This is a genomic window from Lysinibacillus sp. S1 (genome assembly GCF_044986265.1).
Classification (GTDB): domain Bacteria; phylum Bacillota; class Bacilli; order Bacillales_A; family Planococcaceae; genus Lysinibacillus; species Lysinibacillus capsici.
This window is the reverse complement of sequence record NZ_CP173154.1, coordinates 3,828,601-3,854,792: the sequence shown is the minus strand read 5'-3', so window position 1 is coordinate 3,854,792 and position 26,192 is coordinate 3,828,601. Positions and strand designations below refer to the sequence as shown.

The window sequence follows — 26,192 nt, the reverse complement described above, 5'->3', positions numbered from 1 at the left end:
CCCTACAACATACCTAGCTACTTGTGGTAACATATGTGTGGCTCAATTTTCGTGCCTAATTACAGTAGGATTGATGGTATTCTACTCGAAAAACATTATTTTTTGTCAGCTTCTTGAAAAGCGGTAAAAACTCTAAAATAATTTCTTAATTAGTATAGATTATTTAAGCAATTGTGTTATACTATTTTTGAAATTAAGAAAAAATCCCTCTAAATCAAGGGAATACTATAAAAAAGGATGGTATTTAATCGATGAATTCAGTAGAAATTGCAAACGAACTGAAGGAATTATTAAACGGCGGTAACATTAATGTTCAACTTTCAGTACCACAATTAGCAGAAAAAGCTACATCTCGTGGTGAAGCAATGTTAACAGTAGATGGCGCAGTTCGTGCAGAAACTGGCAAATACACTGGTCGTTCACCTAAAGATAAATATACGGTAGAAGAAGAAAGCACAAAAGATCAAATTGACTGGGGTAAAGTCAACCAACCGATTTCTTCTGAAGTGTTCGATAACCTATATGTAAAAGTAATAAAATATTTAAAAGAACGTGACGAGTTATTCGTATTCAAAGGCTTTGCAGGTGCTGACAAAGACTCACAATTAAGCATTCAAGTTATCAATGAATACGCATGGCACAATCTTTTTGCTCATCAATTATTTATCCGTCCAACAGCAGATGAATTAGCTTCTCATGTTGCTGACTTCACTGTCATCTCAGCTCCTAACTTTAAAGCAGATCCTGCGGTTGATGGTACTGCTTCTGAAACATTCATCATCGTATCACTTGAAAAGAAAATTATTTTAATTGGTGGTACAGAATATGCTGGTGAAATGAAAAAATCTATCTTTGGTATCATGAACTACTTATTACCACAACAAGGTATTCTTTCAATGCACTGCTCAGCAAACGTTGGTGAAGCTGGCGATGTAGCGTTATTCTTCGGTCTATCTGGTACTGGTAAAACGACGTTATCAGCTGATCCTGATCGTAAGTTAATCGGTGACGATGAACACGGTTGGTCTGATAATGGTGTATTCAACATTGAGGGTGGCTGCTATGCAAAAACAATCAACCTTTCTGCTGAAAAAGAACCAGAAATCTACAATGCAATCCGCTTCGGCTCTGTATTAGAAAACGTAGCTGTTGATCCAGAAACTCGTATTTGTGACTATGATGATGGTTCACTAACAGAAAATACACGTGTAGCTTATCCAATCCAATACATTGAAAATATCGTTGATCCTTCTGTTGCAGGTCATCCAAAAACAATCATCTTCCTAACAGCTGATGCATTTGGCGTGTTACCTCCAATCAGTAAATTAACAAAAGAACAAGCGATGTATCACTTCCTAAGCGGGTTCACTTCTAAACTTGCTGGAACTGAACGTGGTGTGACTGAGCCAGAACCAGTATTCTCTACTTGCTTCGGGTCTCCATTCCTTCCACTTCCTGCAACAGTATACGCAGAAATGTTAGGACAAAAAATTGACGAGCACGGTGCACAGGTATACTTAGTAAACACTGGTTGGACTGGTGGCGAATATGGCACAGGTAGCCGTATGAAACTTTCTTACACACGTACAATGGTCCGTGCAGCAATCGATGGTAAATTAGCAGATGTTGAAACAACACAAGATGCTGTGTTTGGTTTACACATTCCAACAGCGGTTGAAGGTGTACCTTCAGAAGTGTTAAATCCTCGTGAAGCTTGGGCAGATAAAGCTGCATACGATGCAAAAGCTGCTGAGCTTGCAGGCTTATTCAACGATAACTTCAAGAAATTCTCGAACGTTTCTGAAGCCATCACTACACTTGGTGGTCCATTAAAATAACGTCTATATAAAAGACAAAGGGAACAATTTATTCGTTCCCTTTGTCTTTTTGTTTTCTCTATGCTTTATTGTTGTTTCATCCACTTGCAAAGAGCACGGACAGTTTCACGATTTTTTGCTGGTGGATATTGATGTGCATAGTTAAGATCATACCAAGTTTCGAATGATTTATTTGCTTCCTCTAAAAAAAATGCCAATTGTCTGGCATGTTCAATATCCACATTTTCATCACGATAGCCATGAATGATAAGAACGGGAGCTGTTATACGCTCTATCTCAAAAAGTGGTGTTCTTGCATCATACGCTTCTGGTACACGATTAGGTGTTCCTCCAATAACGCGCTTCATCATTCTGCGCATATCTGTACGTTCCCAATAAGTGGCCGTTGCATCAGAAACACCTGCCCATGTTACAACAGAAGTAATATCCCTTCTTAAAATAGCTGTCCACAGAGCCATAATACCACCTCGTGAAAAACCAAAAACATGGATATTGTCATTGCAGAATTGTTTGAGTACATCTACGGCATAGACCGCATCGTAACGGTCTGCCCCCGCAAACTCGTCACGCCCCTCTCCCCCACGATTCCCACGATAATATGGGGCAAATACGATAAAGCCCTGCGCATCAAATTGTGCAATACGAGAGGGTCTTACCATCCCTATGCTTTGCATGCCGCCTCTTAAATATAAAAAGCCATCATATGTACCTTCAGTCTTTGGCTCTGCTAATAGTCCTTTTATACGTAAGCCCTGTGAAAGATAGGTTATTTCCGTTAAACGGATAGCTGGATTTGGTGAAGGATAGGGGCGTTTTTCGATAATATCACCATTGTGTGTCACGATGTTTCAGCTCCTCCAGCATTTTCTTCATCCCCTCATCCTTCATGTGAAAACTCAAGTTAGGATGCTGAGCAAATTCTTCATCCGTTAACCAAAGCATGCCTGACGTTTCTAAATCAAATTCTATATCCTCTTGCGCCAAAAATTGTGCAGTGAAAACGGATTTACAAAAAACGATTTCATCATACACTGCATACTCTGCAAACCATTGAAGATTTTTCACATGAACACCCGTCTCTTCAAAAACTTCTCGAATCGCCGCCTCCTCTAAGGTTTCCCCTTCTTCTAATTTCCCTCCTGGCACTTCTACACCACGTCGTTTATGGACAGTACATAACCATTTATTTTCATGCTTTAAAAGGACAAGGACGTGTTTAGGTTCTACTTTAAATTCGCCTCTTGTAAAACTCAAATCTACTTGTAGGCCATGTAAATCTGTAAATGTTAACATCTCTTCAACCTCACGTTCTTTCTTGTTGCAAAACAAAAGTTACTTTCTTTATTATTACTTCTATTTTATGGACGGAATTTAATCATCATTCCTATTCCTATCTATATTAACTATATTGTAAACCTACAATGACAAGCAACCCTAAGCTACAGTCTTGTAAAGCATGAAAAAAAGCGTGCTTCATAGGAAGACACGCTTTTCTTTAGATTACTTGCTGACCGTCAAAATAGACGATAGGACTTTTCACAACACAATCAATATGAACATCTGACGCATTGGCTCCACCAAATGGCGCATTACTGCCAAAAGCGATATGGATGGTCCCATACACCTTCTCATCCTCTAATACATTGCCACATAGGATAGCACTTTTATTGGCTCCGATGCCAAACTCTGCAATGACTCTACCATTGCCTTCACCAAGTAATGCCAGTAGTCGTGGACCATCAGGACCGATTGCTTCTTCTAAGCGACCATTCTTTATTTTTAATAATAATGGCTCCTTTAAGACACCAATATTAGCAATAGAGCCATCTACTAATATCTCTCCATTCGCAGATGTTTCTATTGGTGCAATATACGATTCTCCTGAAGGAATATTCCCGTACTCACCAGGTTGACGAATAACCCCTGTGGACCGAATTCCGAAACGGCCGTCTACACTAAACGTCAGCTCATGACCATCCTTGACAATACGAATTTTTTTTGTCGTATTAAGTAAAAGGACATATTTTTCTACCGTAGCTTCGATCTCCTGTGCATCTGCATGAAGGGCACCTTGCTCTAACATCTCCAATGTTACCCCTGGCATTGTTGCAACACGTCCACCCTTTTCACAGGCATGTTTACGAGCCAGTGTATGTGTTAGGGAGTGGGAGGTAATACACAGTGTAACATCGGCATTTGCCATAAGCTCAGAAACTGCATGGATTGGTTCCTGCCCAGATTTCTCTAACAGGGGCATCACCATGAACATTGTATTTGCAGTAATTGACAGTCCAGCTTCATAAAAAATTTTCGCGATGTCTTGTTTGTGGCTATCTGTCAAAATTAATAGTGACTCAGAAGATTGAACATTTAAATTGCCTTTTAAAACATTTAGTGCAATATCATGTAAGTGATGCATAATAGGGCTCCTTAATTAAAATTCAAATGATATCTACGAATAATTCCTTCTATTTCATTTCTAGCTTCCGTTAAAGGTCCCAAAAAATCAGGAACACGTTGCTCTGTAAAACGATAAATTGGTCCAGAAACGGTAATAGACGCTACGACCTGTTCCTCACTATTAAATATAGGCATAGCTAGCGCCAATACATCGACCGAATACTCACTGTTACTAAGTGCATAGCCACATGTTCTAATTTTTTCTAGCTCTGCCCTTATTTCTGTGGCATCTGTCATCGTATTATTTGTATAAGCTGTTAATGGTTCATCTATGACCTTTGCAATTTGCTCTTCATTTAAAAAAGCAAGCATTGAACGGTAAGATGCTCCTACATACAGTGGCGATCTACTTCCTCTTGAAACTGTAAACTTCACCTTATTTACAGGCTCTGCTTTCAGTAATGTTAACGCTTCCAGTCCATTCAGTACGGTAAAAATAGCTGTTTCACCAGTGACATCCTTTAATTTCTCAAGAACTGGCATACATAGCTGATCTATGTTTAATGAATCATACATATTCATACCTATTTCCCATAATGCAATACCCAGAGAATATTTTTTTGTTATAGGATCTTTTGTTATAAACCCATTATTTTCGAAGGTTTCAAGAATGCGATATAAATTTGTATGATTCATGTTCATCGCCAGTGCTAACTCTCGACCACCCCATGTGGGCTTTTCCTTTGTAAACATTTTTAAAACCGCAATTGATAAATTTAATGTCTTTAGCATATCTCTCATCCTTCTGAACTATTTATCTGTACAAACGGCTGCAAATCTCTCTCTTAAGGGGGAAATAATCGACAGATTTAGCAGCCGTCAGCACCTGATATCACTTTATCAAAAGTAAGAGAGTAGCTAATCTCTTACTTTTGATATAGGAAATCAACAGCAGCAGTTATATAAACTTTTGCACAGCGTACGATATCCTCAACACGCACTTTTTCATTATAACCATGAATACTTGGTAAATAAGCTGGGCCGTATTGCAATACAGGAATATCATATTGTCTGAAATGACGAGCGTCACTGCTTGCCCATTGCATGACACCATATGCCTCTTGCCCTGTAACATATGATATATTTTCCACTATCGATTGGCATACAGGATTTTCAGCAGGCGTATAATTGGCGACGCTTTTAAAGCCAAAACGTTGGATTGAATAATCGATAGCCAAGCCATCTAGTTTAGTTGTCAAGATTTCTGTTACTTCTTCTTGTGTAATACCAAATGGTAAACGACAGTCGACCTGGACCTTACAGTAATCTGGGATTACGTTTGACTTCGTACCTCCCTCAATTGTACCAATATTTACAGTAATTTTCTCTAAAACTTCTTGATATTTCAAGCGATCTTTCTCCACTTCACGCATGTATTTTTTTGATACTTCGATAAGTGGCTGTACCTCTTCAGGAATTGTGATTTCTACATCCCATAGTGTACGAATCTCTTGTATAGCTCGGATTGCATCAACAATGGCATTTCGTCCAGCCAATGGTGATAGGCTTCCATGACCAGGTTCCCCACGCACCTCTAATTCAAACCAGTAAGATCCCTTTTGTCCAATAGTTGGGTTTAAAGGTGAAGAGGGCTCAGCGATTAAACAACCATCTCCCTGCACATAGCCTCGCTCTAACAGCCAAGGAACACCAAATTCACCGCCAGTTTCTTCATCTGGTACGATCGCCAAAGTTAATTTCCCTGGTAGTTCAATGTTCAGTTTCTTTAATAACTTTGTTGCAAAAATAATACCTGCTAAACCGGCTTTCATATCACTCGCCCCACGTCCAAGCATCCAGCCATCCTTCACTTCTCCTGAAAACGGATCAAAATCCCATTTTGATAGATCACCGACAGGAACAACATCGGTATGGCCACAATAAACGAGTTCTTTTCCTTCCCCATTTCCAATAGAAGCTACTAAATTAAACATTTTATCAGCAGCTTCATATTTTTGATAAGTAATGCCTACATCATTTAAATAGTTTTCGATAAAAGCTGTTATTTCAGTCGTATCCCCTGGAGGATTGACACTTGGAATTTGAATGAGCTTTGAACAAAACGCTATCAATTCATCTTGATGATTTTCAACTGCCTCTACTAATTGAACTTTAAGTGCTTGTAAATCATTCATGTGTGTGTACCTCCTTTCCTTTCGTTTGTAGATGACTCATGCTACCATATAAGCCTTTCATATGTGTAAATTGTGTTTCATCAAAGAAAGAGCATTTATTAGCACCGTAAGTTTTTGCTACCTCTAACACAAATCGCACAACATTTTCTACATCTGTGACATGGGTTGCACCTGTTGCACAGCCTGCCACAACAGATTCAGTTGTAATCGCTACACCTACAACAGGGCTAGATGTTGCAACTGCTGGTTGTAAAATACTATTGATATGGAATAAACCATTACCATATGGTGTAATGTCTTGCATCGTGATTGGCAGGACAACTGGAGAAATGCCAGCAGATTGTGTATATACGTGCAATAAATCATCACTAATTTTTAATATGTAACCTTCTTTGACAGTTGGCGTTATCGCAAATCCTTTATGGTTACATACTTGATTGCCTTTTGTTGTATCAATTGATAGAATAGCATCCATTGTATCTTCTACTTCATTTTCGTTCATGACACTAATATCCACTGGCGAGTTCATAAATGGCACTGGCTCATGTGGTAAGGTTGGAGCTGTTGGACAAATATGTGTGGAGAAAATAACGTCACCCTCTAATTGATCACCCTTTAAGGCCATATCAATAGCTTTTGCTGCTCCTGCCAGACATGCCAGTGCGCCGTCTCCATCTGATACAAAGCCTGTCATTTCAGGGCGTGCTCCGATACCACCTAATCGTCCAATAATTCCTAATGTAGGTGCATTTCCGCCAGAGGATTTGCCATTCTTTCCTTTCACGAGGACGCGAACAAAATCTGTTGAGCCGCTTTCGCCTTGAATAGTTTTTACCTTGACATCTGCTGTGGAATCAATATTGTGTAAATACTTCTTAATCGTGTCTCCGTTTACATAAATACTATCCATTACCTCGTATAATTCAATAACATGCTTCAATGACATAATCAGTCCGCTCCTTTTTCTGCTTCAATAAATTTTATCTTTCGTTAAATTGATGTACTTCTTGCTGTATCGACTTATATAAATGACACGATACTTGATGTGTAGCTGATACTGTATCAAGTGTCGGTTGGACCTCTGCACATTTTTCTGTAGCAAAACGACAACGCTTATGGAATGCACAGCCACTCGGGGGATTAACCGGGCTTGGAACATCGCCAGATAAAATAATACGGTCCTTTTTATCAAAAGGATTTTCCTTAGGTATGGCCGATAACAAGGCTTGTGTGTAAGGATGCTGAGGGTTCTTATAAATTTCCTTGTATGTGCCAATTTCCACTATTTTTCCTAAATACATGACAGCAATACGATCACACATGTAGTTCACCACATTCAAATCATGTGAAATAAAAATATAGGTTAAACCGAATTCTTTCTGTAAATCTTTTAATAGATTAATAACCTGAGCCTGTACAGAGACATCTAATGCTGAAACAGGTTCATCACACACCACAATATCTGGATTCAGTGCAAGAGCCCGAGCAATATTTATACGTTGTCTTTGTCCACCAGAAAATTCATGTGGATGGCGTTTTGCATGGTATGCACTTAATCCGACTGTTTCAAGTAATTCAACCACTCGCTTTTTACGGGATGCCTCATCACCAATCCCATGGATCACTAATGGCTCAGCAATAAGATATTCAATCGTTTTACGAGGATCGAGTGATGCATAAGGATTTTGGAAAACCATTTGGATGGATTTTCGAGCAGAGCGGATATCTTTTGAATTTAAGCTTGCTAAATCCGTTCCCTTAAATTCAACTACTCCCTCTGTTGGTGAAATTAGCTGGTTGATTAAACGGGCAACCGTTGATTTACCACACCCCGACTCTCCCACAATCCCCAGTGTCTCACCTTTATATAACTCAAAACTTACACCATCTACCGCCTTCACAAATTGTGTTGGTTTTTTAAAAGGAATTGAACTTTTAATGGGAAAATGCTTTTTTAAGTTACTTACCTTTAAGACAAGTTCATTGTACTGTTGCATTAAAAATTCCCTCCTTCCTAGGGACAATTTGATCTTTTGCTTGTAAATGGCAGGCTACAAAATGGTTATCCTGTACTTCCACTAAATCAGGCACAGTACTACGACAAATATCTGTCGCTAAAGGACATCGTGCTGAGAAGTGACAGCCACTATGTGGCATTGTTAAATCTGGTGGACTACCAGGAATAGCCGGCAGCCTTTGTTGCTCTTGAGTCCCCATTGTAATTTGAGACTCTAATAATCCCCACGTATAGGGATGTAAAGGTTTTTCATAGAGCTGTCTTGTTGTAGTAGACTCTACTGTACGACCTGCATACATAACATTTACTTTGTCACATAGCTCCCAAACTACACCTAAATCGTGCGTAATCATAATGATGGCTGTATCATGTTCTTGTTGTAATTTTTTCATTAAATCAAGAATTTGAGCTTGTACAGTTACATCTAGTGCAGTTGTTGGCTCATCAGCAATGAGTAGTTTCGGGTTACAAGCTAGGGCAATAGCAATCATGACACGCTGACGCATTCCACCTGAAAATTCGTGAGGATACATTTTTAATCGTTTCTCTGGCTCAGGAATCCCAACCATTTTTAACATATCGACTGCTTTGATAGCGGCATCTTTCTTCGATATTGTTTCATGTGCTTGGATGACTTCAATAATTTGATTGCCCACTGTTAAGACAGGATTCAAACTTGTAATTGGATCTTGGAAAATCATTGAGATGTCATTGCCTCGCACATTGCGCATTTCTTTTTCAGAAATTTCGATTAAATCGCGGCCATTAAATAGAATTTTTCCATTCGTTATTTTTCCTGGCGGAGATGGAATTAAACGCATGAGAGCAGTGGCTGTAACACTTTTTCCTGATCCTGACTCTCCCACAATACCTAGTGTTTCCTTCTTATTTAATTGTAAATTTACTCCATTAACAGCTTTCATTGTAGAGCCGCCACTTTTAAATTCTACTGTTAAGTTTTCTACATCTAGTAAACGTTCAGTCATGACTCCACCCCCTTCCATTAAACTTTCATTTTCGGATCTAATGCATCGCGTAATCCATCCCCTAATAGGTTAATTCCAAGAACTGTTAATAAAATACAAATGCCTGAAAATGTTGCCATTTGGGGATTTAATACTAAAAAGTCTTTGCCATCTTTTAAAATACTGCCCCATGAAGCTGTCGGTGGTTGAACGCCTAATCCTAAAAAGCTAAGGGCAGCTTCTGAAATAATAGCGCCAGCTGTACTCATCGTTCCATAGACAATTAAAGGGGCTAAACAGTTCGGTAATATATGGCTAAAAATGATCCTCGTATGTGTAGCACCTAAAGAATGCGTTACTTCAACGAATTCTTCCTCTTTTACACTTAACACCTGTCCTCGAACAAGTCGTGCGAAACCTGGAATATTAGCAATACCAATCGCAACAATAACATTGACAAGTCCTTGCCCTAATACCGTCATTAATGTAATAGCTAGTAATATAAATGGGAATGCGAAAAGACCATCCATTGTGCGCATAATAATGGAATCAATGCGTCCACCAAAATACCCTGCCACTAAGCCTAGCAGTGTGCCAAACACAGCACCAAATAGCACCGCCGCAATTCCAACAATCATTGAGATTCGTGTACCGTAAACTAAGCGACTAAACAGATCACGGCCATAGTTATCTGTTCCTAATAAATGTCCTTCTGTATTCATCGGTAAAAACGATTTACCGACAATCATTTCATTCGGTGGATGGGTAGCAATTAATGGGGCAAAAATAGCAACAATACCCATTAAAGTGACAATGATTAACCCAATTGTCGCTAATTTATTTTTTAGCAACTTGCGCAATAACGTATTTCTTTTTTTCGTTTCTTGGACGATTGCTTGAGTCATTGTTATTTTTTCCCCCCATCCGATTCTAAATTGACCTTAGGATTAACCACTTTATAAAGTACATCGACTACTAAGTTAACAAGCACAAAGATAAACGCAATGAAAATAACAGTACCTTGGACGACTACAAAGTCACGTTTATCAATGGCATCTACAATTAATCGACCCATCCCAGGCCAACTAAAAATTGTTTCTGTTAAAACCGCTCCGCCCAGTAAATTAGAAATTTGCATTCCTAACACGGTTAAAATCGGTGTTAGCGCATTCTTAAATGCATGTTTACCAATTACTAAATATTCTTTAATACCTTTAGAACGAGCTGTTTTAATATAATCTTGCGAAATAACCTCTAACATACTTGAACGGGTAATCCGTGCAAATGTCGCCATTGGAATCGTTGCTAAAGCAAATGCTGGCAAAATTAAATGCTTCAAATAGGTCCACAGGCCATCGCTGATATTCCCCATCCCAGTTGCTGGGAACCAACCAAGGTTAACACTAAAGAATAAGACAAGCATGATGCCCAACCAGAAAATTGGCATAGATACACCAACTAATGACACAAGCATTACAACATAATCAATGATGGTATTTTGCTTTCTCGCTGCAAATATTCCTGCTGGGATGCCAATCACGACTGCTATTAACAGCGCTGCCAATGCCAATATCACTGTATTAGGAAACCTTTCGAGAATAAGTCCGATGACAGACTCACTATAAGAATAGGAATATCCTAAATTTAACTGTGCTAGATCTCCTACATATGAAATAAATTGCGAAGGCATGGATTTATTTAATCCTAGCTCTTCTCTTAAATTCTCTACATCTTCTACACTCGCTTGTGGTCCAAGCATGACTGAAGCCGGGTCACCAGGAATCATTCGCGTAATAATAAAGACGATAATTCCTACTACTAGCAGTGTCGGGATGAGGTTAACTAATCTTTTTAAAATAAATGAGCCCATCTTAGCAAGACCTCCTTTTCATTATTAGAATCAGTGGTTCATATTGTGAATAAACACATAGTACACCACTTAATAATTGTTTGTAAATATATTTTTTTCTGAATCTTTGTAATTTTATATTTACTTTCTATTTACAAGTGTGCTAATTTTAATCTCGAACCTACCATTTTTGAATCAACGGTTCATATTGTGAAACAAAAACTAAGGAGGCTAGTGCATATGAAGAAATTAAACGTAAGAAAGTCTTTACTACTACTCTTTTTAACTTTACTAATTGGTGTTTTAGCTGCTTGTGGTGGAAACACTGAGAAAAGTACTACAACGGATGAAAAAGAGGGAGAAGCTACTTCTGGAGGCACATTAAATATTGGTTTGTCAGCCAATGCAAAAACATTTGATCCTATCAAATATACAGGGGTTTATGAATCACAGGTGATGCGCCAAATGGGTGATACGTTAGTTGTTTATAACAAAGATCTATCTGATATCATCCCTTCGTTAGCAACTGAATGGAATGTATCAGAGGATATGTTAGTCTACACATTCAAATTACGCGAAGGTGTTAAATTCCAAAAAGGTCAGTATCAGGATGGCCGTGAAATGACAGCTGAAGATGTGAAATACTCTTTAGAACGCTCTGCTAAAGAATCTGCTATGAATCGTTTAAGTGGTGTAACAGAAGTGAAAGTGTTATCGGATTATGAAGTAGAGATTCACTTAGCTACACCAAATGCTGCCCTACTTGCTATGCTAACGGATGCAGGGAATATTATTATTCCAAAAGAAGAAGTTGAAGGATGGGGCGATAATTTTTCTGAACACTTTGTTGGTACAGGTCCATTCCAACTAACAGAATGGAAAAAAGACCAAGAAGTAAAATTAGTTCGTCACGATAATTACTGGGGTGATAAGCCAAATGTCGATAACTTAACAATGAAGTTTATCTCCGATCAAAATATGATGACAAACGCATTACGTTCTGGTGATATTGATATTGCCATGGACGTTAAAGGTCAAAATCGAGAAATCATCAACCAAGATAGTAACCTTGAGCTTTTAACAAATCCAGGTCTATCGATTGTTTATCTTGATCTTAATAACAAAGTAGGTCCAACTGCTGACAAACGCGTTCGTGAAGCGATTTATATGGCAACAAATGTAGAGGAAATTATTTCTGGCGTTAACCAATGGGGTGGCGGCGATGTTTCTTATTTACCATTACCACCTGGTTCATGGGGATATGATAAATCGTTAGTTGATATGGTACCAAAATATAATCCAGAAGAAGCAAAAAAATTACTAGCAGAGGCTGGTTACGCTGATGGCTTCAAGACAGAGATTTTCGTATCAGAAGCACGTGTTCCTTACGCAACGATTTTCCAAAGTCAGTTAAAGAAGAACTTAAATATTGATGTGGAAATAAAAGTGCTTGAATGGGGTACTTACAGTGATACTGTGGCAAAGGGTAATGCGCCAATGAATATTGGTGGCTGGACTTGGTACCCAGATCCTTATTTCTTCCTTTATCAATTATTCCACACAAATCAAATTGGTGCGTTAGGAAATGGTAAAGGCTACAGCAATCCAGAAGTGGATAAATTATTAGAACGCGCCGTATCAGAAACAGTAGTGCAAGAAGAACGTGCAAAATTATACCAAGAAGCATTAAAGCTGATTTTAGCGGATGTTCCTCGTATTGAATTAGAGGCAACACAAACGGTTGCAGGTGTAAACAAAAAAGTACAGGGCTTTGAGGTTTCTGCTGATAACTCCGTACAAATTGTGCATCCAAATGGTACAAACGTATCCATTACTAAATAATTAAACTTGAAAAGTGGAGATACCAGTCTCCGCTTTTCTCTTCATAAGGAGAGATTTGATCCGATGACACGCTATATAAATGGACTTGTTTTTAATTCTGAGACTCGTAGCTTCAATAAGCAATCTTTTCAAGTGCAAGGGCAATACTTTGAACCCGCTACTCATTCACCTGAAACAGAGTTGGATTTAGATGGCTACTATATTACACCAGGTTTTATCGATAGCTGCTCACAAATCGGTCTAGCTGAAATAGGGATTCGTTGGGAAGGTGATGATAGCTATGAATTTGACTCACATTTGCAATACTCTGTAGTTGATGGCATATACCCATTTGATACTGCTTTTCAAAAAGCTGTTTCTCATGGGGTGACTGCATCTCATATTGTTCCCTCTCCTAAAAGCTTGATAGGTGCAAAAACGGCTATTATTCACCATACACATACAACGGTTGATGAAATGGTTATTTCAAAAGATGTGGCTTATTCCTTCTCTATTGGACATCAGGCAAAAAGTACATTTTTCGCTGAAAAGAAAAAACCACTCACTCGTATGGGCATCGCCAAAATTTTAAGAGAAACATTACAACAAATTCAGCAACAGGAGCCCTCCATTACGAAAATCGTTATTCGAGCGCACAAAGCCGTTGATCTTGAATTCATTAGCCGCCTTCAGCAAGAATTTGGGTCAATTTTTGATTTTCATATTATCCATGGCACTGAAATTACATTCCTTCATGAAACATCCTTTAATACGGTTATAGCTGGTCCTACATTTCGATATATTGAGCACAATGAGATGATGGCACTATCACCCAAAATGTATCATCAACTGTATAAGCACAATATTCCATTCGTTTTTTGTACGGATCATCCTGTTAGCAGCACCTCGCATCTAACATTAGAAGGATGCTTAGCTGTAAGAGAAGGTATGGCACGCCAGGACGTGCTATATGCTCTCACAACGGGGGCTGCAAATTTTCTAGGGATCTCCCATAAAACAGGTGCTATTCGTGATGGTCTTCTTGCTGATTTTGTTATTTGGGATAAGCATCCATTAAATTTAGATGCACAGGTTGTCGCAACCTATATTAAAGGAACAAAAGTTTATGCACGGGAAGAAGGGTTTACACAATGATTATTTATCATCATGCAAAGTTTCATACAGTCAATGAGCAAAACGATACTTGTGAACAGTTATGGGTCGAAGATGGGCGTATTGTCTATATTGGACCAGCCAAAGAATTTCCCCCACAAGCAGAGCTAGTTGATCTACAGGGAGCTTATGTTACACCAGGGTTAATTGATATTCATGCCCATGTTGGAACATGGGCTGAAGTCACTGAAGACATTAATGATGCCAATGAATATAGCGAACCCTTTACACCTCTTATGCACGCTTTAGACAGTGTAGATATCCGACACTTTTCCTTTCAACATGCGTTAGAAGGGGGCGTAACCACTGTGCAAACTGGGCCAGGTAGTGCCAATGTCATTGGTGGTATTTGGAGCATTCTTAAAACAGCAGGACCTACCCTTTCCTCTCGTGTTCTAGTAGAGCGGAGCGGTTTAAAGGGGGCCCTAGGGGAAAATCCGAAAAACGTCTTTGGCAATCAGTATAAGCGCAAGCCGATGACTCGTATGGCCATTGCACAGCTTTTACGAGATGGTTTCCAACGTGCAAGTCAACTCAATGAACAACAACAAACTGAGCAAATTAAAGAAAATGCTGAGTTACGCCCGTTTATTGAGGTACTTCGAGGCGACATGCCACTTCGCCTTCACTGCCATAGAGCAGATGACATTATGACAGCAATTAGAATTGCCAAAGAATTTAATGTGAAGCTTCATTTAGAGCACTGCACAGAAGGCTATCTCATTGTGGATGCCGTTAAAGAAAGTGGATTCCATGCAACGCTTGGGCCCTATATGTTAACGCCATCTAAATACGAAACGCGTCATTCTACACCAGCAATTGCTGCCGTTTTTAAAGAACATAATATTCCATTTGCTATCATGACAGATCATCCATTTGTACCAATTCAATACTTAAAGTATTGTGCCACAGAAGCGATTCGTTATGGTTTAGATGAAGACACAGCCCTCAAAAGTATTACGATCAATGCAGCTAAGCTTGTACAGCTTGATCACCGCATTGGCAGCCTTGAGGAAGGCAAAGATGCTGATTTTGTTGTTTGGTCGCACCCTATTTTTGAAACAGAAGCAAAGGTTTTACAAACTTATGTAAATGGACAAAAATATTACGAAGCGGAGTGAGCGCAATGCAACATTCGAAAATTGCCGTTGTAACAATTGGTCAGGCACCTCGTAAAGATATGGCAGAGGATATACAGCAATTAAGAGAAGCAGGTTTACATGTTCATGAATTCGGTGTACTTGATTTACTATCCTCAGAGGAAATTGCTACACTTTCGCCTTCTCTTGAGGACTCAGATGTTTTAGTGACACTTCTTACCAATGGTCGACAAGTAAAGCTCAGTAAACAAAAGCTCATGCCTTATATTCAAAGCTGCATTGATGATCTACATGAATTCACTTGGATACTACTTATGTGTACAGGAGATTTTACGAATAAATTATCCTATAAAAATCTTTTACTACCTGATCGTATGATGACTAATTTAGTGAAGGGTTTACATACAGAATTAGCCATTGGTTTAATAGGCCCCGAACCCGAACAACATCGAACGGTTGCAGAGAAATGGCAAAAAGCACAGTTCGATGTAACTTTTTCAGCAAGCTCCCCATACCACTTTGATAACCAACATTTATTGTCAAAAGCACAACAATTAGAAGAGCAAGGAGCCGATTTGCTTATTCTTGATTGTATGGGCTATTCCACAACAATGAAAAACATGATTAAAGATCAACTCACTATCCCCATCATCGTCCCTCGAGAAGCGGTTTTTACAATTTTAAAAGCCATTTGTTAATAGAAGAAAAGGTCACTTCTGATTCAGTGACCTTTTCCCCTATTCGCTAGACACGCTTGTTGAAATAAGGAAGCTGCTCAACGAATGCCTTCGTATCATCATCTCCATATTCATGAACAAGTGCATATATTTTCATTAATCTTTTATCTATTTCATCATTTTCTCTGTCTTGGTGATACTGTATATACGGTAACTGTGCACGCCATGCATTCGAAATTTCTAACAGTTGCATTTGCTGAAAGATTCTCTCAAATACATCTAATGCTTGTCGATCTACATTGAGTTCGAAATTCCAAGGCCCTGCATATGGGTTGGTATAATACGTTCTATTGGCAAGTGAAAAATATACGCGCTGACGATCCATCTTTACGATTCACTCCTTTTTCCATAGTATGGAGTGATAGGTGGTGTTTTATTCGCTTTTATGTCAAACTTCCTTCACAATTAATAGGACCAGATAATTTATAATAGGTATGATGAATAAAGAACGGAGTGAATACTATGAGTTTAACTACGCTCTTAATAGTCGCAGTTATCATCGTTATTTTAATCACCATTGCGACAATTATCAGTGTCAACCGTGCCTATGCCTTTAAACATACTGTTGATGAAAAACCGAAGCAAAACTATCATCAAGAGGAAATTTAAATACCATTACTGAATTTGGAGTGAAAGAAATGGGCGTACCTTTACCAATTATCATTATGATTGCGATGATGATGCTAATGTTTGGTGTTTCTGTCATTATCATTATGAAGAAAAAAAATAATATTTTTACACAAACAATTGATCCAAAGCCTGAACAACATACGTCTCAGCAAAAGGAAGAGCAACGATGAAATACCCCTTTATTTGGCTCATCCAGTTTTATAGAAAGTTTATTTCACCTATGACGCCACCTACTTGTCGTTTTCATCCTACCTGTTCTTCTTATGGGCTCGAAGCTTTTCAAAAGCACGGTGCATTCAAAGGCTTCCTCTTAACCATTACACGTATATCCAAATGCCATCCATTTCATCCTGGTGGCTTTGATCCTGTGCCTGAAAAATGGCCTTCGAAAAAGAATTAATTTCGGAGGGCATTTTTTTCTTGTACTTTTTTAAGTTGTGCGTTATTATAATAACTGTTCTAAAAAATAAATCGTAATGATTACTATTTAAGAGAGGTATCTTACTTATATGAAAAAACTATCTGTATTATTGTTAGTTGCAGTTCTTGCTTTATTTACTGCCGCTTGTGGAGACAAATCGTCCACATCCCAAAAGACTGAGGAAAAAGATAAATTAAGTATTTATACAACGGTTTATCCATTAAGCTATTTTGCACAGCGCATTGGTGGAGATTATGTTGAAGTAGCTTCTATTTACCCAGCTGGTGCGAATGAACACACCTTCGAGCCAACTCAAAAAGATATGATGAAATTAGCAGATGCTGATATCTTTTTCTATATTGGCTTAGGACTTGAAGGCTTTGTAGAAAACGCTAAAAAAACTTTAGCGAACGAAGATGTCACAATGATGGCAACTGCTGATGACGTTTCAGATGATAAATTAGCTGTAAGCACAGGACATGTTCATGCAGAAGAGGAAGAACATGAAGCAGACGCTCATGATGAGCATGAGCACGGTACAACCGAGGAAGAGCATGAACATGAAGGTGAAGAACATGGACATGATGAGCATGAGCATGGCGATATCGATCCGCATGTTTGGTTATCTCCTACAATTAGTCAAGACTTAGCATTGGCTATCAAAAACACACTAGTTGAAAAAATGCCAGCTCAGGAGGCAACTTTTAACACAAATTATGATGCATTAGTAAAAGAATTACAGGATTTAGATCAAGATTTCGAAGCAATGACTGACAAAGCACAAAATAAAACATTCTTTGTATCCCATGCTGCATTTGGCTATATTGCTGGTCAATACGGCTTAACTCAAGTGCCGATTGCTGGCTTGAATTCACAAAATGAGCCATCTCAAAAGGAATTAACAAAGATTGTAGACAAAGCAAATGAATTGCACATTCACTATATTTTATTTGAGCAAAATGTCTCTTCCAATTTAGCAGAGATTATTCAAAAAGAAGTTGGTGCAGAATCTCTTGTCTTGCATAATTTAAGCGTATTAACAGCTGATGATGAAAAAAATAAGGAAACCTATTTCACATTGATGCAAAAAAATATTCAAACATTAGAAAAAGCTTTAAGCGTTCAATAATATGAGTAAGGAGGTGCCCCTCTATTGGGACACCTCCTTTATTATGACGTATTTTTCTTGTGGCATCCGTTTTTCCGTTCGATAAAAAGACCCTAGCCACTTCATTGTTTTTTGCTTAGTCACATGCTTAGCTTTTGGCTGAAGGACAACAAAAGCCATTATACTACTTTCTACTAGCATAGGTGGCCACTCAGTAAAGTTAAACTGAACTAAATTGTCTTGTTTATTTGTTTTTTGAGTAACAAGCTTCATCGGCTGCTCCACTAATGGTTGTACGGCTAACCGATTTTCTCCGATGATTGATAACCCCATAATTTCATTCAATTGATGTTGTATAGGTGACGCTAAACTTTGTCTTTTTGTTTCTTCCTGTAAATCTATATATTTTTCGCTTGTTGCAGCAGGGAAACTTGCATAATCCCATGTATGATCTTGTGCTAATTGGCGATCCGACACTAAAAAATATTGATAGCGAACTTCTCCTTTACGATCAGGCAAAGGGTCATCCCATGTCACATCAATATGATACCAAGCATGATCAAGTTTCACTAATACCCAGGCATGTAGCTGTTCTCCTACTTTTCCTGGTACATATTGTACCTCAAAACCCAGCATTTCTAACATTCGATATAGCACTAAAGCATATGCCTGACAGACGCCCTTATTCTCCGTTAATAATGTATATGGAGAATATTGACTTCCTTCTGTTTCCTTAGAGTATTCCGCGGACAATACAATAAAATCATGTGCAGCCTGTAGTTTTTCTATGTCACTTAATCCATGCATAGGTGCAATAATATTTTCCAAAGTTTGCTCGACAAATAACGCCTCTGTTTGTGATAGATGGTACGTAAATGCAAAGGCAATGACAATATTATTGCTATAACCTTCGTACTTCCATTGGAAACTTGAAATATTAGTATAAATATAAGAGTTTTCAATTGCATTTTTAGTAATTTCTGTTAGTTCATCTTTTATCTCGGCTAAGTCACCAGTATAACGAATCGAGAATTCGGATGATAGATGCATAACTTCTTTATTAATGAGAGATTGTAGTGTTTCAATTGAATGAGCTGTTGCTACATCTTCTTTTTCATAGTTTGCAAATACTTGCACATGACTCATTTGTAGAACAAATAATATAATGACAACATTATATATATATTTCCTCATATGAGTCATTCTCCTTTACTAAATAGTTTATGCCTCTCTTTTTTTATTATGTTAATAAATGATTAATTTCATGCTAAAAGTTCAAATAAAAAAGAAGCCTTCCTTTTTAGAAGACTTCTTCACAAGATTTTTATTGTAATAATTTCCGTCTCAACAATTTATCCGCACCATTGCGCGGAAGACTGTCTGTAATAATCATTTCTTTAGGCACTTTATATTTAGCAAGTTTCTGTAAACAAAAGGCCTTTAGTTGCTCAACAGATACCTGCTCATTTAACACGATAAATGCAATGGGTACCTGACCCCATTGTTCATCAGGCATACCGCATACACCCGCCTCTTTGACAGCTGGGTGTGTGAGTAGTACATTTTCTATTTCTGCAGGATAAATATTTTCTCCCCCTGAAATGATTAAATCTGCCCTTCGATCAATGACGAATAAATAACCCTCTTCATCCACATAACCAATATCACCTGTATGAAGCCAGCCAGCCTTCGTTGCATTTTTTTGTGCAAAACGTCCAATATAGCCAGGTGTGACATGAGGACCTCGTATGCAAATTTCCCCTTCACCTTTAGCATTTGGCTCAGCAATCATTATTTGATTAAAAAATAAAGGCTTTCCAGCAGAACCAATTTTCCTCATAGCATCTTCACTTGCCAATGTGGCTGTTTGTGAGGAGGTTTCTGTCATCCCATACGTTTGTGCGACAGCTAAATTTAACGCATGTGCTCTCGCTAAATAATCAACGGGAACAGGTCCACCTCCAGCTAACATTAACTTAAAATAAGATGACGCTTTCGCATTGCGTTGCTCTAGCGTATGTAGAATTCGTTCCAAGGTCACCGCTACAACAGACATATGGGTGACATCCCCATCCATAATATTTTGTGCGATAGATTCCACATCAAATTTCTCATATAAAAAGATCTGATTTCCATATAGCAGTGAACGCACTAAAATGGAGAACCCACTAATATGGAATAAAGGGACCGCGCATAGCCAAACGTCCTGAGCCTGTAGCCCAATATTTAAAACGGAGGCAGTGGCACTAGCCTGATGATTTCCAACTGTTTGGCGAACCCCTTTTGGGAAGCCGGTTGTACCAGACGTATACATAATAGTTGTTGTTTGATGAAGAGGCCATTCCTTGACAATATCTACTGCACCCTCTGCACCCTTTTCAATTGCTGAAAATAAATGATAGGTTGTTTCAAATGGTAGCTTTTCTACATCCTCATCGGCAACTAATACCGCTACAGCCTCTGAATCCTCTAGCTGATAAGCCAGCTCATCCTGTGATAGTCTACGATTAAGCATCACCATTTCACATTGCAGATGCATGCAGGCATACATCATGATTACAAGCTCAGGCTTACTTGGCCCCATAATAGCAATTCGATCACCCTGTTGAATACCGAGTGTCACTAATTGTCGAGCACGTTTTATCGATTCATCATTCAATTCTTGAAAAGTCCAGCTTTGCTTTTTAAAAGTAAGTGCCTTACGGAAAGGTGTTAAATAAGCTCTTTGTAAAATCCAGTTAGGATACATCTTTGTCACTCCAATCACCCTACATCTTAACGCTTTCCCATCTAGTTTGTCTATTATCCATGTAGTATCTAGCTTTTTAGTGAATACCTCTATCCTTCATCTATTGAGTTTTATCCACCTCTTAGCCACTTCTATCCCCTATTTTTATCTTCACTCTGTTCAAGACATATAAAAAGCTCGTATCTCCAAAAGATACGAGCTTTAAACCCCATACTAATCAAGGGAATCTTGGGAATTGACCGAAATCTGGTTGACGTTTTTCTTTGAATGCATCGCGGCCTTCTTTTGCTTCATCAGTTGTGTAGTAAAGAAGTGTAGCGTCTCCAGCCATTTGTTGAAGACCTGCTAAACCATCTGTATCTGCATTCATCGCTGCTTTTAAGAAGCGTAGTGCAGTTGGTGACATTTGAAGCATTTCTTCACACCATTGAACTGTCTCATCTTCCAATTGCGCATAAGGCACAACTGTATTGACTAAGCCCATATCAAGTGCTTGTTGTGCATCGTACTGACGGCATAGGTACCAAATTTCGCGTGCCTTTTTATGACCAATAATACGAGCAAGATAGCCTGAGCCATAACCAGCATCGAATGAACCTACTTTTGGTCCAGTTTGTCCAAAGCGAGCATTGTCAGCTGCAATTGTTAAGTCACAGACAACATGTAAAACGTGACCTCCACCAATTGCGTAGCCAGCTACCATTGCTACTACAGGTTTTGGAATTACACGGATTAAACGTTGTAAATCAAGAACGTTTAGACGTGGAATTTCATCTTCTCCTACGTAGCCACCGTGACCGCGAACTTTTTGGTCTCCGCCTGAGCAGAAAGCATGTTCACCTTCACCAGTTAGAATAATAACACCGATATTTTTATCATCGCGTGCACGTGAGAATGCGTCAATCATTTCCATTACCGTTTTTGGGCGGAATGCATTACGCACTTCTGGACGGTTAATCGTAATTTTTGCGATACCGTTATAGAACTCATACTTAATGTCTTCATAAGTATGTAATGTTGTCCATTGACGTGTCATTGAATTGCCTCCTATATCATTAAATTCGTCTCGTTTCTAGCGAGGCGCTAACGTAATCGTATATTACGTTAAATACTCCTCTACTATTGTAGCAAACTCAGCGGGATTTTCCACATGAATTGCATGTCCAGCGTCATTTACTGTTAAATGCTTAACAGTATTTAATAGCGCTTTCATTTCTAGTGCAATTTTACAAAATTTCTCATCCAATGAACCTGTAATTAACAGGACAGGTATTTCTAGTTGCGACAATCTATCCCAATTTGAAGGTTGAACGCCTGTCCCGATACCTCTCAAGCTACCAGCAAGTCCCTCTTCCTTCTGTGATAGTCGCTCTTCTCGAATAGTTTCTCTTACAGTTTTAGGTAGACGTTGCTGTGAAGCAAAAAGCGGTATGCTTTCCCAAGCATTGACAAAGGACAGTACACCATTCGTCATTATTTTTTGCGCTAGTGCTTCATCTCGCTTACAACGTTCATTTTGCTCTTCCATTGTTCGCAAGCCAGGAGATGCACTTTCTAAAATTAGCTGATGTATACGAGCTGGATACGAAATGGCATAGGATAAAGCGATTCTTCCACCCATTGAATAGCCTAACAGCGTAAATTTCTCTAAATGAAGCTGGCAAAATAGTTCTTCTAAATCCTGTAATTGCTCCTCCATAGAAAAACGCTGTACGTGCTGTGGAATAGCTGTTTGACCATGTCCGATTAAATCAACAGCAATAACACGCACATGAGGTAGAGCTTGTGCTAGATTATGCCATGTTGCTGAGCTACCGGTAAATCCATGTAAGGCAACGACTGTATATTCACCTTTTTCATTCCATATGTCGACATGGGTTTCAAGCCCACGAATCATCCACTTTGTCATACTTTTAACTCCGCATTAATTCGATTCCATAGACCTCGATGTGCATTCACATTCTCGGTTCTATCTGTAAATATTTCAACTAATCGTAAAGAATGGTTTTTACATGTTGAAAATTTCTCAGAAAGCTCCGATATTGTTTCGACACGTACATAGTCCATATCATACATATGTGCAATGTCACGGAATTCAAGGGCTGTTGGTGTGCCAAATAAATCCTCATAGTGATCTTCAACAGTTGACTGTGGTAAATAAGAAAAAATACCACCACCATCATTATTCATCACAATAATCGTTAAGTTACATTCCTGATATCTGGAAGCAATGAATCCATTCACATCATGCAAAAAGGCTAAATCACCAATCAGTAAATAACTTTCTCGATTATTTCCCTGACTGAAACCGATTGCTGTTGATACGACACCATCAATCCCGTTCGTTCCTCGATTGGCAAAAACACGTAAATCTTTCGGTGTAGCCAATAAAAATGTATCAATATCTCGTACTGGCATACTACTGCTAACGAAAATATCACTACCGTCAGGAATCATTTTGAGTAAACGACTGACTATAGCCCCTTCATCTTTTTCTACCTCTGCGTATTGTTCAATAAACATAGAAGCAAGCTGATTTGCTTTTTGCCATTCGGCTAAGTATGTTTTCTCGATAGCCGTTTCAGTGATAGCTAATTCTGTTAGCCACTGATCGACATTCGCATGAATAAAATGCGTAGATACGCCTGTAGCATCTCTAAACATAGGGTCTTCATCGATAATCACATACGCATTTGGACGTGACTTTGTAATAAATTGCATTATAAACTTCGAAACTGGTTGTGCCCCTATTCGGATTACTGTATCTGGTTGTACCAGTGCTTTGAAGTCATCACTCTTCATAAGGGCATCATAGGTTGTCACGATATATGGTAAACAATCCTCTGGTACGGATGTACGCATATTCGATAAACTTTCAACAATGACAGGCCACTTCAGCTGACGTACAAATTCCCAAACTATGGATAATTCTGTACCAAGAGCTAACTCACCAATGATCATAAAACCTCTTTTAGTTGATTGTATAATAGAGGATAGTTCCTGTTGATCCCCGCGTGTTGGGGTTAATTGTCCCATACTGCTGTGCTTAAACGTCACTGCTGGTAGCTCCTGCTGTAAATCAATTAATAGTGGTTCACGGAAAGGTACATTAATATGGACTGGTCCAAAAGGTGCGCTCGTGGCAATGGCTACCGCACGAGCAAGATGACGCTCAATAAAAGGCAATGTTGGTTCAGCACCATCTGCTAACGGAAAATCAACACTCCACTTCACATGTGAACCATATAAATTGGGTTGGTTGATAGCCTGTGGAGCGCCTACCTCACGTAATTCATGTGGGCGATCAGCTGTTATAATGATTAATGGTACACGTGCATAGCTTGCCTCCACAATCGCAGGAAAATAGTTAGCTGCTGCTGTACCAGATGTACATAAAAGAACCACAGGCTTAGTAGTTGCCTTAGCAAGCCCTAGCGCAAAGAATGCTGCTGAGCGCTCGTCTACCTGCCGATACATTTTTACTTGTTTAGTAGAAGCAACCGCATAAGCAAGCGGTGTTGAACGTGAGCCTGGACTAACGACAACATTCTCTACACCAGCTTGCACTAGCGATGCGACCATTTTATAAACATAATCTGTTAGTATTTTTCGTTCACTCATGTAATTGTCCCCCTAGCGCACGAAGCATTGGACGGAATTTTACTAATGTTTCTTCATATTCAGATTGCGGCTCTGAATCTGCGACGATTCCACCGCCTGCATATAAATAAGCTTTATCATTTAGTAAGGCTGCTGAACGTATGGCAACTGCAAACTCACCGTTACCCTCTGCATCTAGCCAGCCTATTGGCGCAGCATACAGTCCCCGATTCATCGGCTCATATTTACGGATGGCTGCCAATGCTTCTTTGCGTGGTACACCACCTAAAGCGGGTGTTGGATGTAATGATTTAGTCAATTGTAAGATTGTTGCATCCTGATTTAACTGACCTTCAACAGGCGTATACAGATGTTGAATATCTCGTATTTTTAACAAGCGTGGTCTATCTGGCACCGTCATGTCCACACAATTTTTACGGAATGTTTCCGCAATCATATCCACAACATACTGATGTTCTCCGCCATTTTTAGGGTCATTTAATAAACTTTGTCCAAAAGCCTCATCTTCCTCTGCAGTCTTACCTCGTTTAATTGAGCCAGCAACACAAGAAGAAAATGCTCGACCATCTTCTACTTTCACAAGTCGTTCAGGTGATGCTCCGAAAAATAATAAATTTCTATGCTCTAAACCAAATAAATAGCTTTCTGGTTGTTCATGAATAATTTGAGAAAGTACTTGTGGTGCGGATACATACTCTTTAAATTGCAAAGCAAGTGATCGTGCAATGACCACTTTATCTGCCTTTTTCTGTTTAATTAATGCTGTCACTTGATCGATTGAGACTAAATAAGGCTCTTTATATGGTTCAAAATAACTTATGATTTCAGGTTTTGTATACGTTTTCACTTCTTTAACCTGAGCTGCATGGATTAAATGATCGCGCTCTTTTCTTAGCGCTTCGAACTGATCCTCAGCCTGTTGGTCTTGTGTCAAAAGGTGAATACTTACGTATGCTTTATCATCGCGTATCACCAGTTGAAACGTTGCTAATGCAAAATATGCCTCTGGGAAATCCGTCCATTCCCCGTCTACATTATTTTGAGGATCAAATGTAAAACCGCCAAACAAAATTGGTTGTAACGCTTGTTGACCTTTTGGACAGTTTTTCGTTATGTTTTTCCATTCCGCTTCAACTGCATCAAAGCGGTTTTCTTTAGCGTTGTTTTGAATAGTATGAGCATGTCCTAGCCCAACTAATGTCATTGTTTTTTCTCTATTTTGCCAATAAAATCGTTCACCTTTATAACATTCCTCGCCAGCTGCATAGAACGCCAGTGCAGATAGGCGACTTACTTCAATTGTTTCCATATAAAAATGAAGGCTTTGGCCCAAAGAGTCCACTTCTACTTCTGTGGCTTGGTACCACTTCTGTTGCATGAAAATTACCTCCGTTGTTGCAATGTACATAATGAATGATGGTTAAATAACACATCATATTTTAGTTGGCAACACGTTATTCGTACTGTTGCTAATTGTTCTTTTTTATTTTCAGTTCATAAATGCATGTTCTATTGTATCACTTTTTTTCATTAAACAGTATGTAATAAGCTGTGAACCTACCCATTTT

At 38.8% G+C, this 26,192-nt stretch carries 26 protein-coding genes; 9 read left to right on the top strand and 17 right to left on the bottom strand.

Features of this window, described 5'->3' with window-relative positions:
- The first annotated feature begins 251 nt into the window (after nt 1–251).
- A complete protein-coding gene (pckA, locus tag ACHZEU_RS19345) occupies nt 252–1,838 on the top strand; it encodes a phosphoenolpyruvate carboxykinase (ATP) (RefSeq protein ID WP_404803651.1) in 1,587 nt (528 codons plus the stop codon).
- A 65-nt stretch (nt 1,839–1,903) separates the two neighbouring features.
- Here the strand turns inward: pckA and ACHZEU_RS19340 are convergent, their stop codons facing one another.
- The 10 genes from ACHZEU_RS19340 to ACHZEU_RS19295 all read right to left on the bottom strand — a co-directional run bounded on the left by ACHZEU_RS19340 (nt 1,904) and on the right by ACHZEU_RS19295 (nt 11,285).
- Complete coding sequence (locus ACHZEU_RS19340) at nt 1,904–2,680, bottom strand: alpha/beta hydrolase family protein (protein ID WP_404803650.1); 777 nt, start codon at nt 2,678–2,680, stop codon at nt 1,904–1,906.
- Nucleotides 2,664–3,131 carry an NUDIX domain-containing protein gene (locus ACHZEU_RS19335; protein ID WP_054549912.1) on the bottom strand — a complete coding sequence of 156 codons (468 nt, stop codon included), beginning with the start codon at nt 3,129–3,131 and terminating at the stop codon, nt 2,664–2,666. The genes ACHZEU_RS19340 and ACHZEU_RS19335 overlap by 17 nt, the downstream gene beginning before the upstream one ends.
- Before the next feature lie 202 nt (nt 3,132–3,333).
- Complete coding sequence (locus ACHZEU_RS19330; protein ID WP_328013005.1) at nt 3,334–4,257, bottom strand: aminopeptidase; 924 nt, start codon at nt 4,255–4,257, stop codon at nt 3,334–3,336.
- Nucleotides 4,258–4,268: 11 nt separating this feature from the next.
- Nucleotides 4,269–5,030 (bottom strand): IclR family transcriptional regulator, encoded by a 762-nt coding sequence (locus tag ACHZEU_RS19325; protein ID WP_004225962.1) that lies wholly within the window; start codon nt 5,028–5,030, stop codon nt 4,269–4,271.
- Between the two features lie 134 nt (nt 5,031–5,164).
- Complete coding sequence (locus ACHZEU_RS19320) at nt 5,165–6,433, bottom strand: M20 family metallopeptidase (protein ID WP_404803649.1); 1,269 nt, start codon at nt 6,431–6,433, stop codon at nt 5,165–5,167.
- Nucleotides 6,426–7,379, bottom strand: a complete 954-nt coding sequence (locus ACHZEU_RS19315) for a DUF1177 domain-containing protein (RefSeq protein WP_066038100.1) — start codon at nt 7,377–7,379, stop codon at nt 6,426–6,428. The genes ACHZEU_RS19320 and ACHZEU_RS19315 overlap by 8 nt, the downstream gene beginning before the upstream one ends.
- 34 nt (nt 7,380–7,413) lie before the next feature.
- Complete coding sequence (locus ACHZEU_RS19310) at nt 7,414–8,430, bottom strand: ABC transporter ATP-binding protein (protein WP_404803648.1); 1,017 nt, start codon at nt 8,428–8,430, stop codon at nt 7,414–7,416.
- The gene (locus ACHZEU_RS19305) at nt 8,414–9,436 is read right to left on the bottom strand and encodes an ABC transporter ATP-binding protein (protein ID WP_016995144.1); all 1,023 of its coding nucleotides are present in this window, start codon (nt 9,434–9,436) and stop codon (nt 8,414–8,416) included. The genes ACHZEU_RS19310 and ACHZEU_RS19305 overlap by 17 nt, the downstream gene beginning before the upstream one ends.
- Before the next feature lie 17 nt (nt 9,437–9,453).
- Nucleotides 9,454–10,320 carry an ABC transporter permease gene (locus tag ACHZEU_RS19300; RefSeq protein ID WP_004225950.1) on the bottom strand — a complete coding sequence of 289 codons (867 nt, stop codon included), beginning with the start codon at nt 10,318–10,320 and terminating at the stop codon, nt 9,454–9,456.
- Between the two features lie 2 nt (nt 10,321–10,322).
- A complete protein-coding gene (locus ACHZEU_RS19295; RefSeq protein ID WP_004225947.1) occupies nt 10,323–11,285 on the bottom strand; it encodes an ABC transporter permease in 963 nt (320 codons plus the stop codon).
- Nucleotides 11,286–11,504: 219 nt separating this feature from the next.
- On the opposite strand from ACHZEU_RS19295, the gene ACHZEU_RS19290 reads away from it, so the two are divergent.
- The 4 genes from ACHZEU_RS19290 (at nt 11,505) to ACHZEU_RS19275 (ending at nt 16,056) form a co-directional block, all read left to right on the top strand.
- Nucleotides 11,505–13,106 (top strand): ABC transporter substrate-binding protein, encoded by a 1,602-nt coding sequence (locus ACHZEU_RS19290; protein WP_066038103.1) that lies wholly within the window; start codon nt 11,505–11,507, stop codon nt 13,104–13,106.
- A gap of 63 nt (nt 13,107–13,169) precedes the next feature.
- Entirely contained in the window at nt 13,170–14,240 is a 1,071-nt protein-coding gene (locus ACHZEU_RS19285; RefSeq protein WP_048391066.1) for an amidohydrolase family protein, read from the top strand.
- A complete protein-coding gene (locus ACHZEU_RS19280; protein ID WP_048391064.1) occupies nt 14,237–15,379 on the top strand; it encodes an amidohydrolase in 1,143 nt (380 codons plus the stop codon). The genes ACHZEU_RS19285 and ACHZEU_RS19280 overlap by 4 nt, the downstream gene beginning before the upstream one ends.
- Before the next feature lie 5 nt (nt 15,380–15,384).
- The gene (locus ACHZEU_RS19275; RefSeq protein ID WP_048391062.1) at nt 15,385–16,056 is read left to right on the top strand and encodes an AroM family protein; all 672 of its coding nucleotides are present in this window, start codon (nt 15,385–15,387) and stop codon (nt 16,054–16,056) included.
- 46 nt (nt 16,057–16,102) lie between these two features.
- Here the strand turns inward: ACHZEU_RS19275 and ACHZEU_RS19270 are convergent, their stop codons facing one another.
- A complete protein-coding gene (locus ACHZEU_RS19270) occupies nt 16,103–16,420 on the bottom strand; it encodes a hypothetical protein (RefSeq protein ID WP_009371464.1) in 318 nt (105 codons plus the stop codon).
- Nucleotides 16,421–16,557: 137 nt separating this feature from the next.
- Here ACHZEU_RS19270 and ytzI point away from each other — a divergent pair, with 137 nt between their 5' ends.
- The 4 genes from ytzI to ACHZEU_RS19250 all read left to right on the top strand — a co-directional run bounded on the left by ytzI (nt 16,558) and on the right by ACHZEU_RS19250 (nt 18,275).
- A complete protein-coding gene (gene ytzI / locus ACHZEU_RS19265) occupies nt 16,558–16,704 on the top strand; it encodes a YtzI protein (protein WP_404803646.1) in 147 nt (48 codons plus the stop codon).
- Between the two features lie 29 nt (nt 16,705–16,733).
- On the top strand, nt 16,734–16,895 hold the full coding sequence (locus ACHZEU_RS19260; protein ID WP_004225927.1) for a hypothetical protein: 162 nt from the start codon (nt 16,734–16,736) through the stop codon (nt 16,893–16,895).
- Nucleotides 16,892–17,125 (top strand): membrane protein insertion efficiency factor YidD, encoded by a 234-nt coding sequence (yidD, locus tag ACHZEU_RS19255; protein WP_016992521.1) that lies wholly within the window; start codon nt 16,892–16,894, stop codon nt 17,123–17,125. The genes ACHZEU_RS19260 and yidD overlap by 4 nt, the downstream gene beginning before the upstream one ends.
- Before the next feature lie 109 nt (nt 17,126–17,234).
- Complete coding sequence (locus tag ACHZEU_RS19250) at nt 17,235–18,275, top strand: metal ABC transporter solute-binding protein, Zn/Mn family (RefSeq protein WP_048391058.1); 1,041 nt, start codon at nt 17,235–17,237, stop codon at nt 18,273–18,275.
- 21 nt (nt 18,276–18,296) lie between these two features.
- On the opposite strand, the gene ACHZEU_RS19245 is transcribed toward ACHZEU_RS19250, so the two are convergent.
- From ACHZEU_RS19245 to ACHZEU_RS19220, 6 genes are all read right to left on the bottom strand, one after another.
- Nucleotides 18,297–19,448 carry a transglutaminase domain-containing protein gene (locus ACHZEU_RS19245; protein WP_048391056.1) on the bottom strand — a complete coding sequence of 384 codons (1,152 nt, stop codon included), beginning with the start codon at nt 19,446–19,448 and terminating at the stop codon, nt 18,297–18,299.
- Nucleotides 19,449–19,578: 130 nt separating this feature from the next.
- The gene (locus ACHZEU_RS19240; RefSeq protein ID WP_048391054.1) at nt 19,579–21,003 is read right to left on the bottom strand and encodes an o-succinylbenzoate--CoA ligase; all 1,425 of its coding nucleotides are present in this window, start codon (nt 21,001–21,003) and stop codon (nt 19,579–19,581) included.
- 217 nt (nt 21,004–21,220) lie between these two features.
- A complete protein-coding gene (gene menB, locus ACHZEU_RS19235) occupies nt 21,221–22,039 on the bottom strand; it encodes a 1,4-dihydroxy-2-naphthoyl-CoA synthase (protein WP_004225917.1) in 819 nt (272 codons plus the stop codon).
- A 63-nt stretch (nt 22,040–22,102) separates the two neighbouring features.
- Nucleotides 22,103–22,912, bottom strand: a complete 810-nt coding sequence (gene menH / locus ACHZEU_RS19230) for a 2-succinyl-6-hydroxy-2,4-cyclohexadiene-1-carboxylate synthase (RefSeq protein ID WP_054549903.1) — start codon at nt 22,910–22,912, stop codon at nt 22,103–22,105.
- Nucleotides 22,909–24,624, bottom strand: a complete 1,716-nt coding sequence (gene menD / locus ACHZEU_RS19225; RefSeq protein ID WP_404803645.1) for a 2-succinyl-5-enolpyruvyl-6-hydroxy-3-cyclohexene-1-carboxylic-acid synthase — start codon at nt 24,622–24,624, stop codon at nt 22,909–22,911. Before menD ends, menH begins: the two co-directional genes overlap by 4 nt.
- Nucleotides 24,617–26,002 carry an isochorismate synthase MenF gene (locus tag ACHZEU_RS19220; RefSeq protein WP_048391047.1) on the bottom strand — a complete coding sequence of 462 codons (1,386 nt, stop codon included), beginning with the start codon at nt 26,000–26,002 and terminating at the stop codon, nt 24,617–24,619. The genes menD and ACHZEU_RS19220 overlap by 8 nt, the downstream gene beginning before the upstream one ends.
- Between the last annotated feature and the right edge of the window lie 190 nt (nt 26,003–26,192).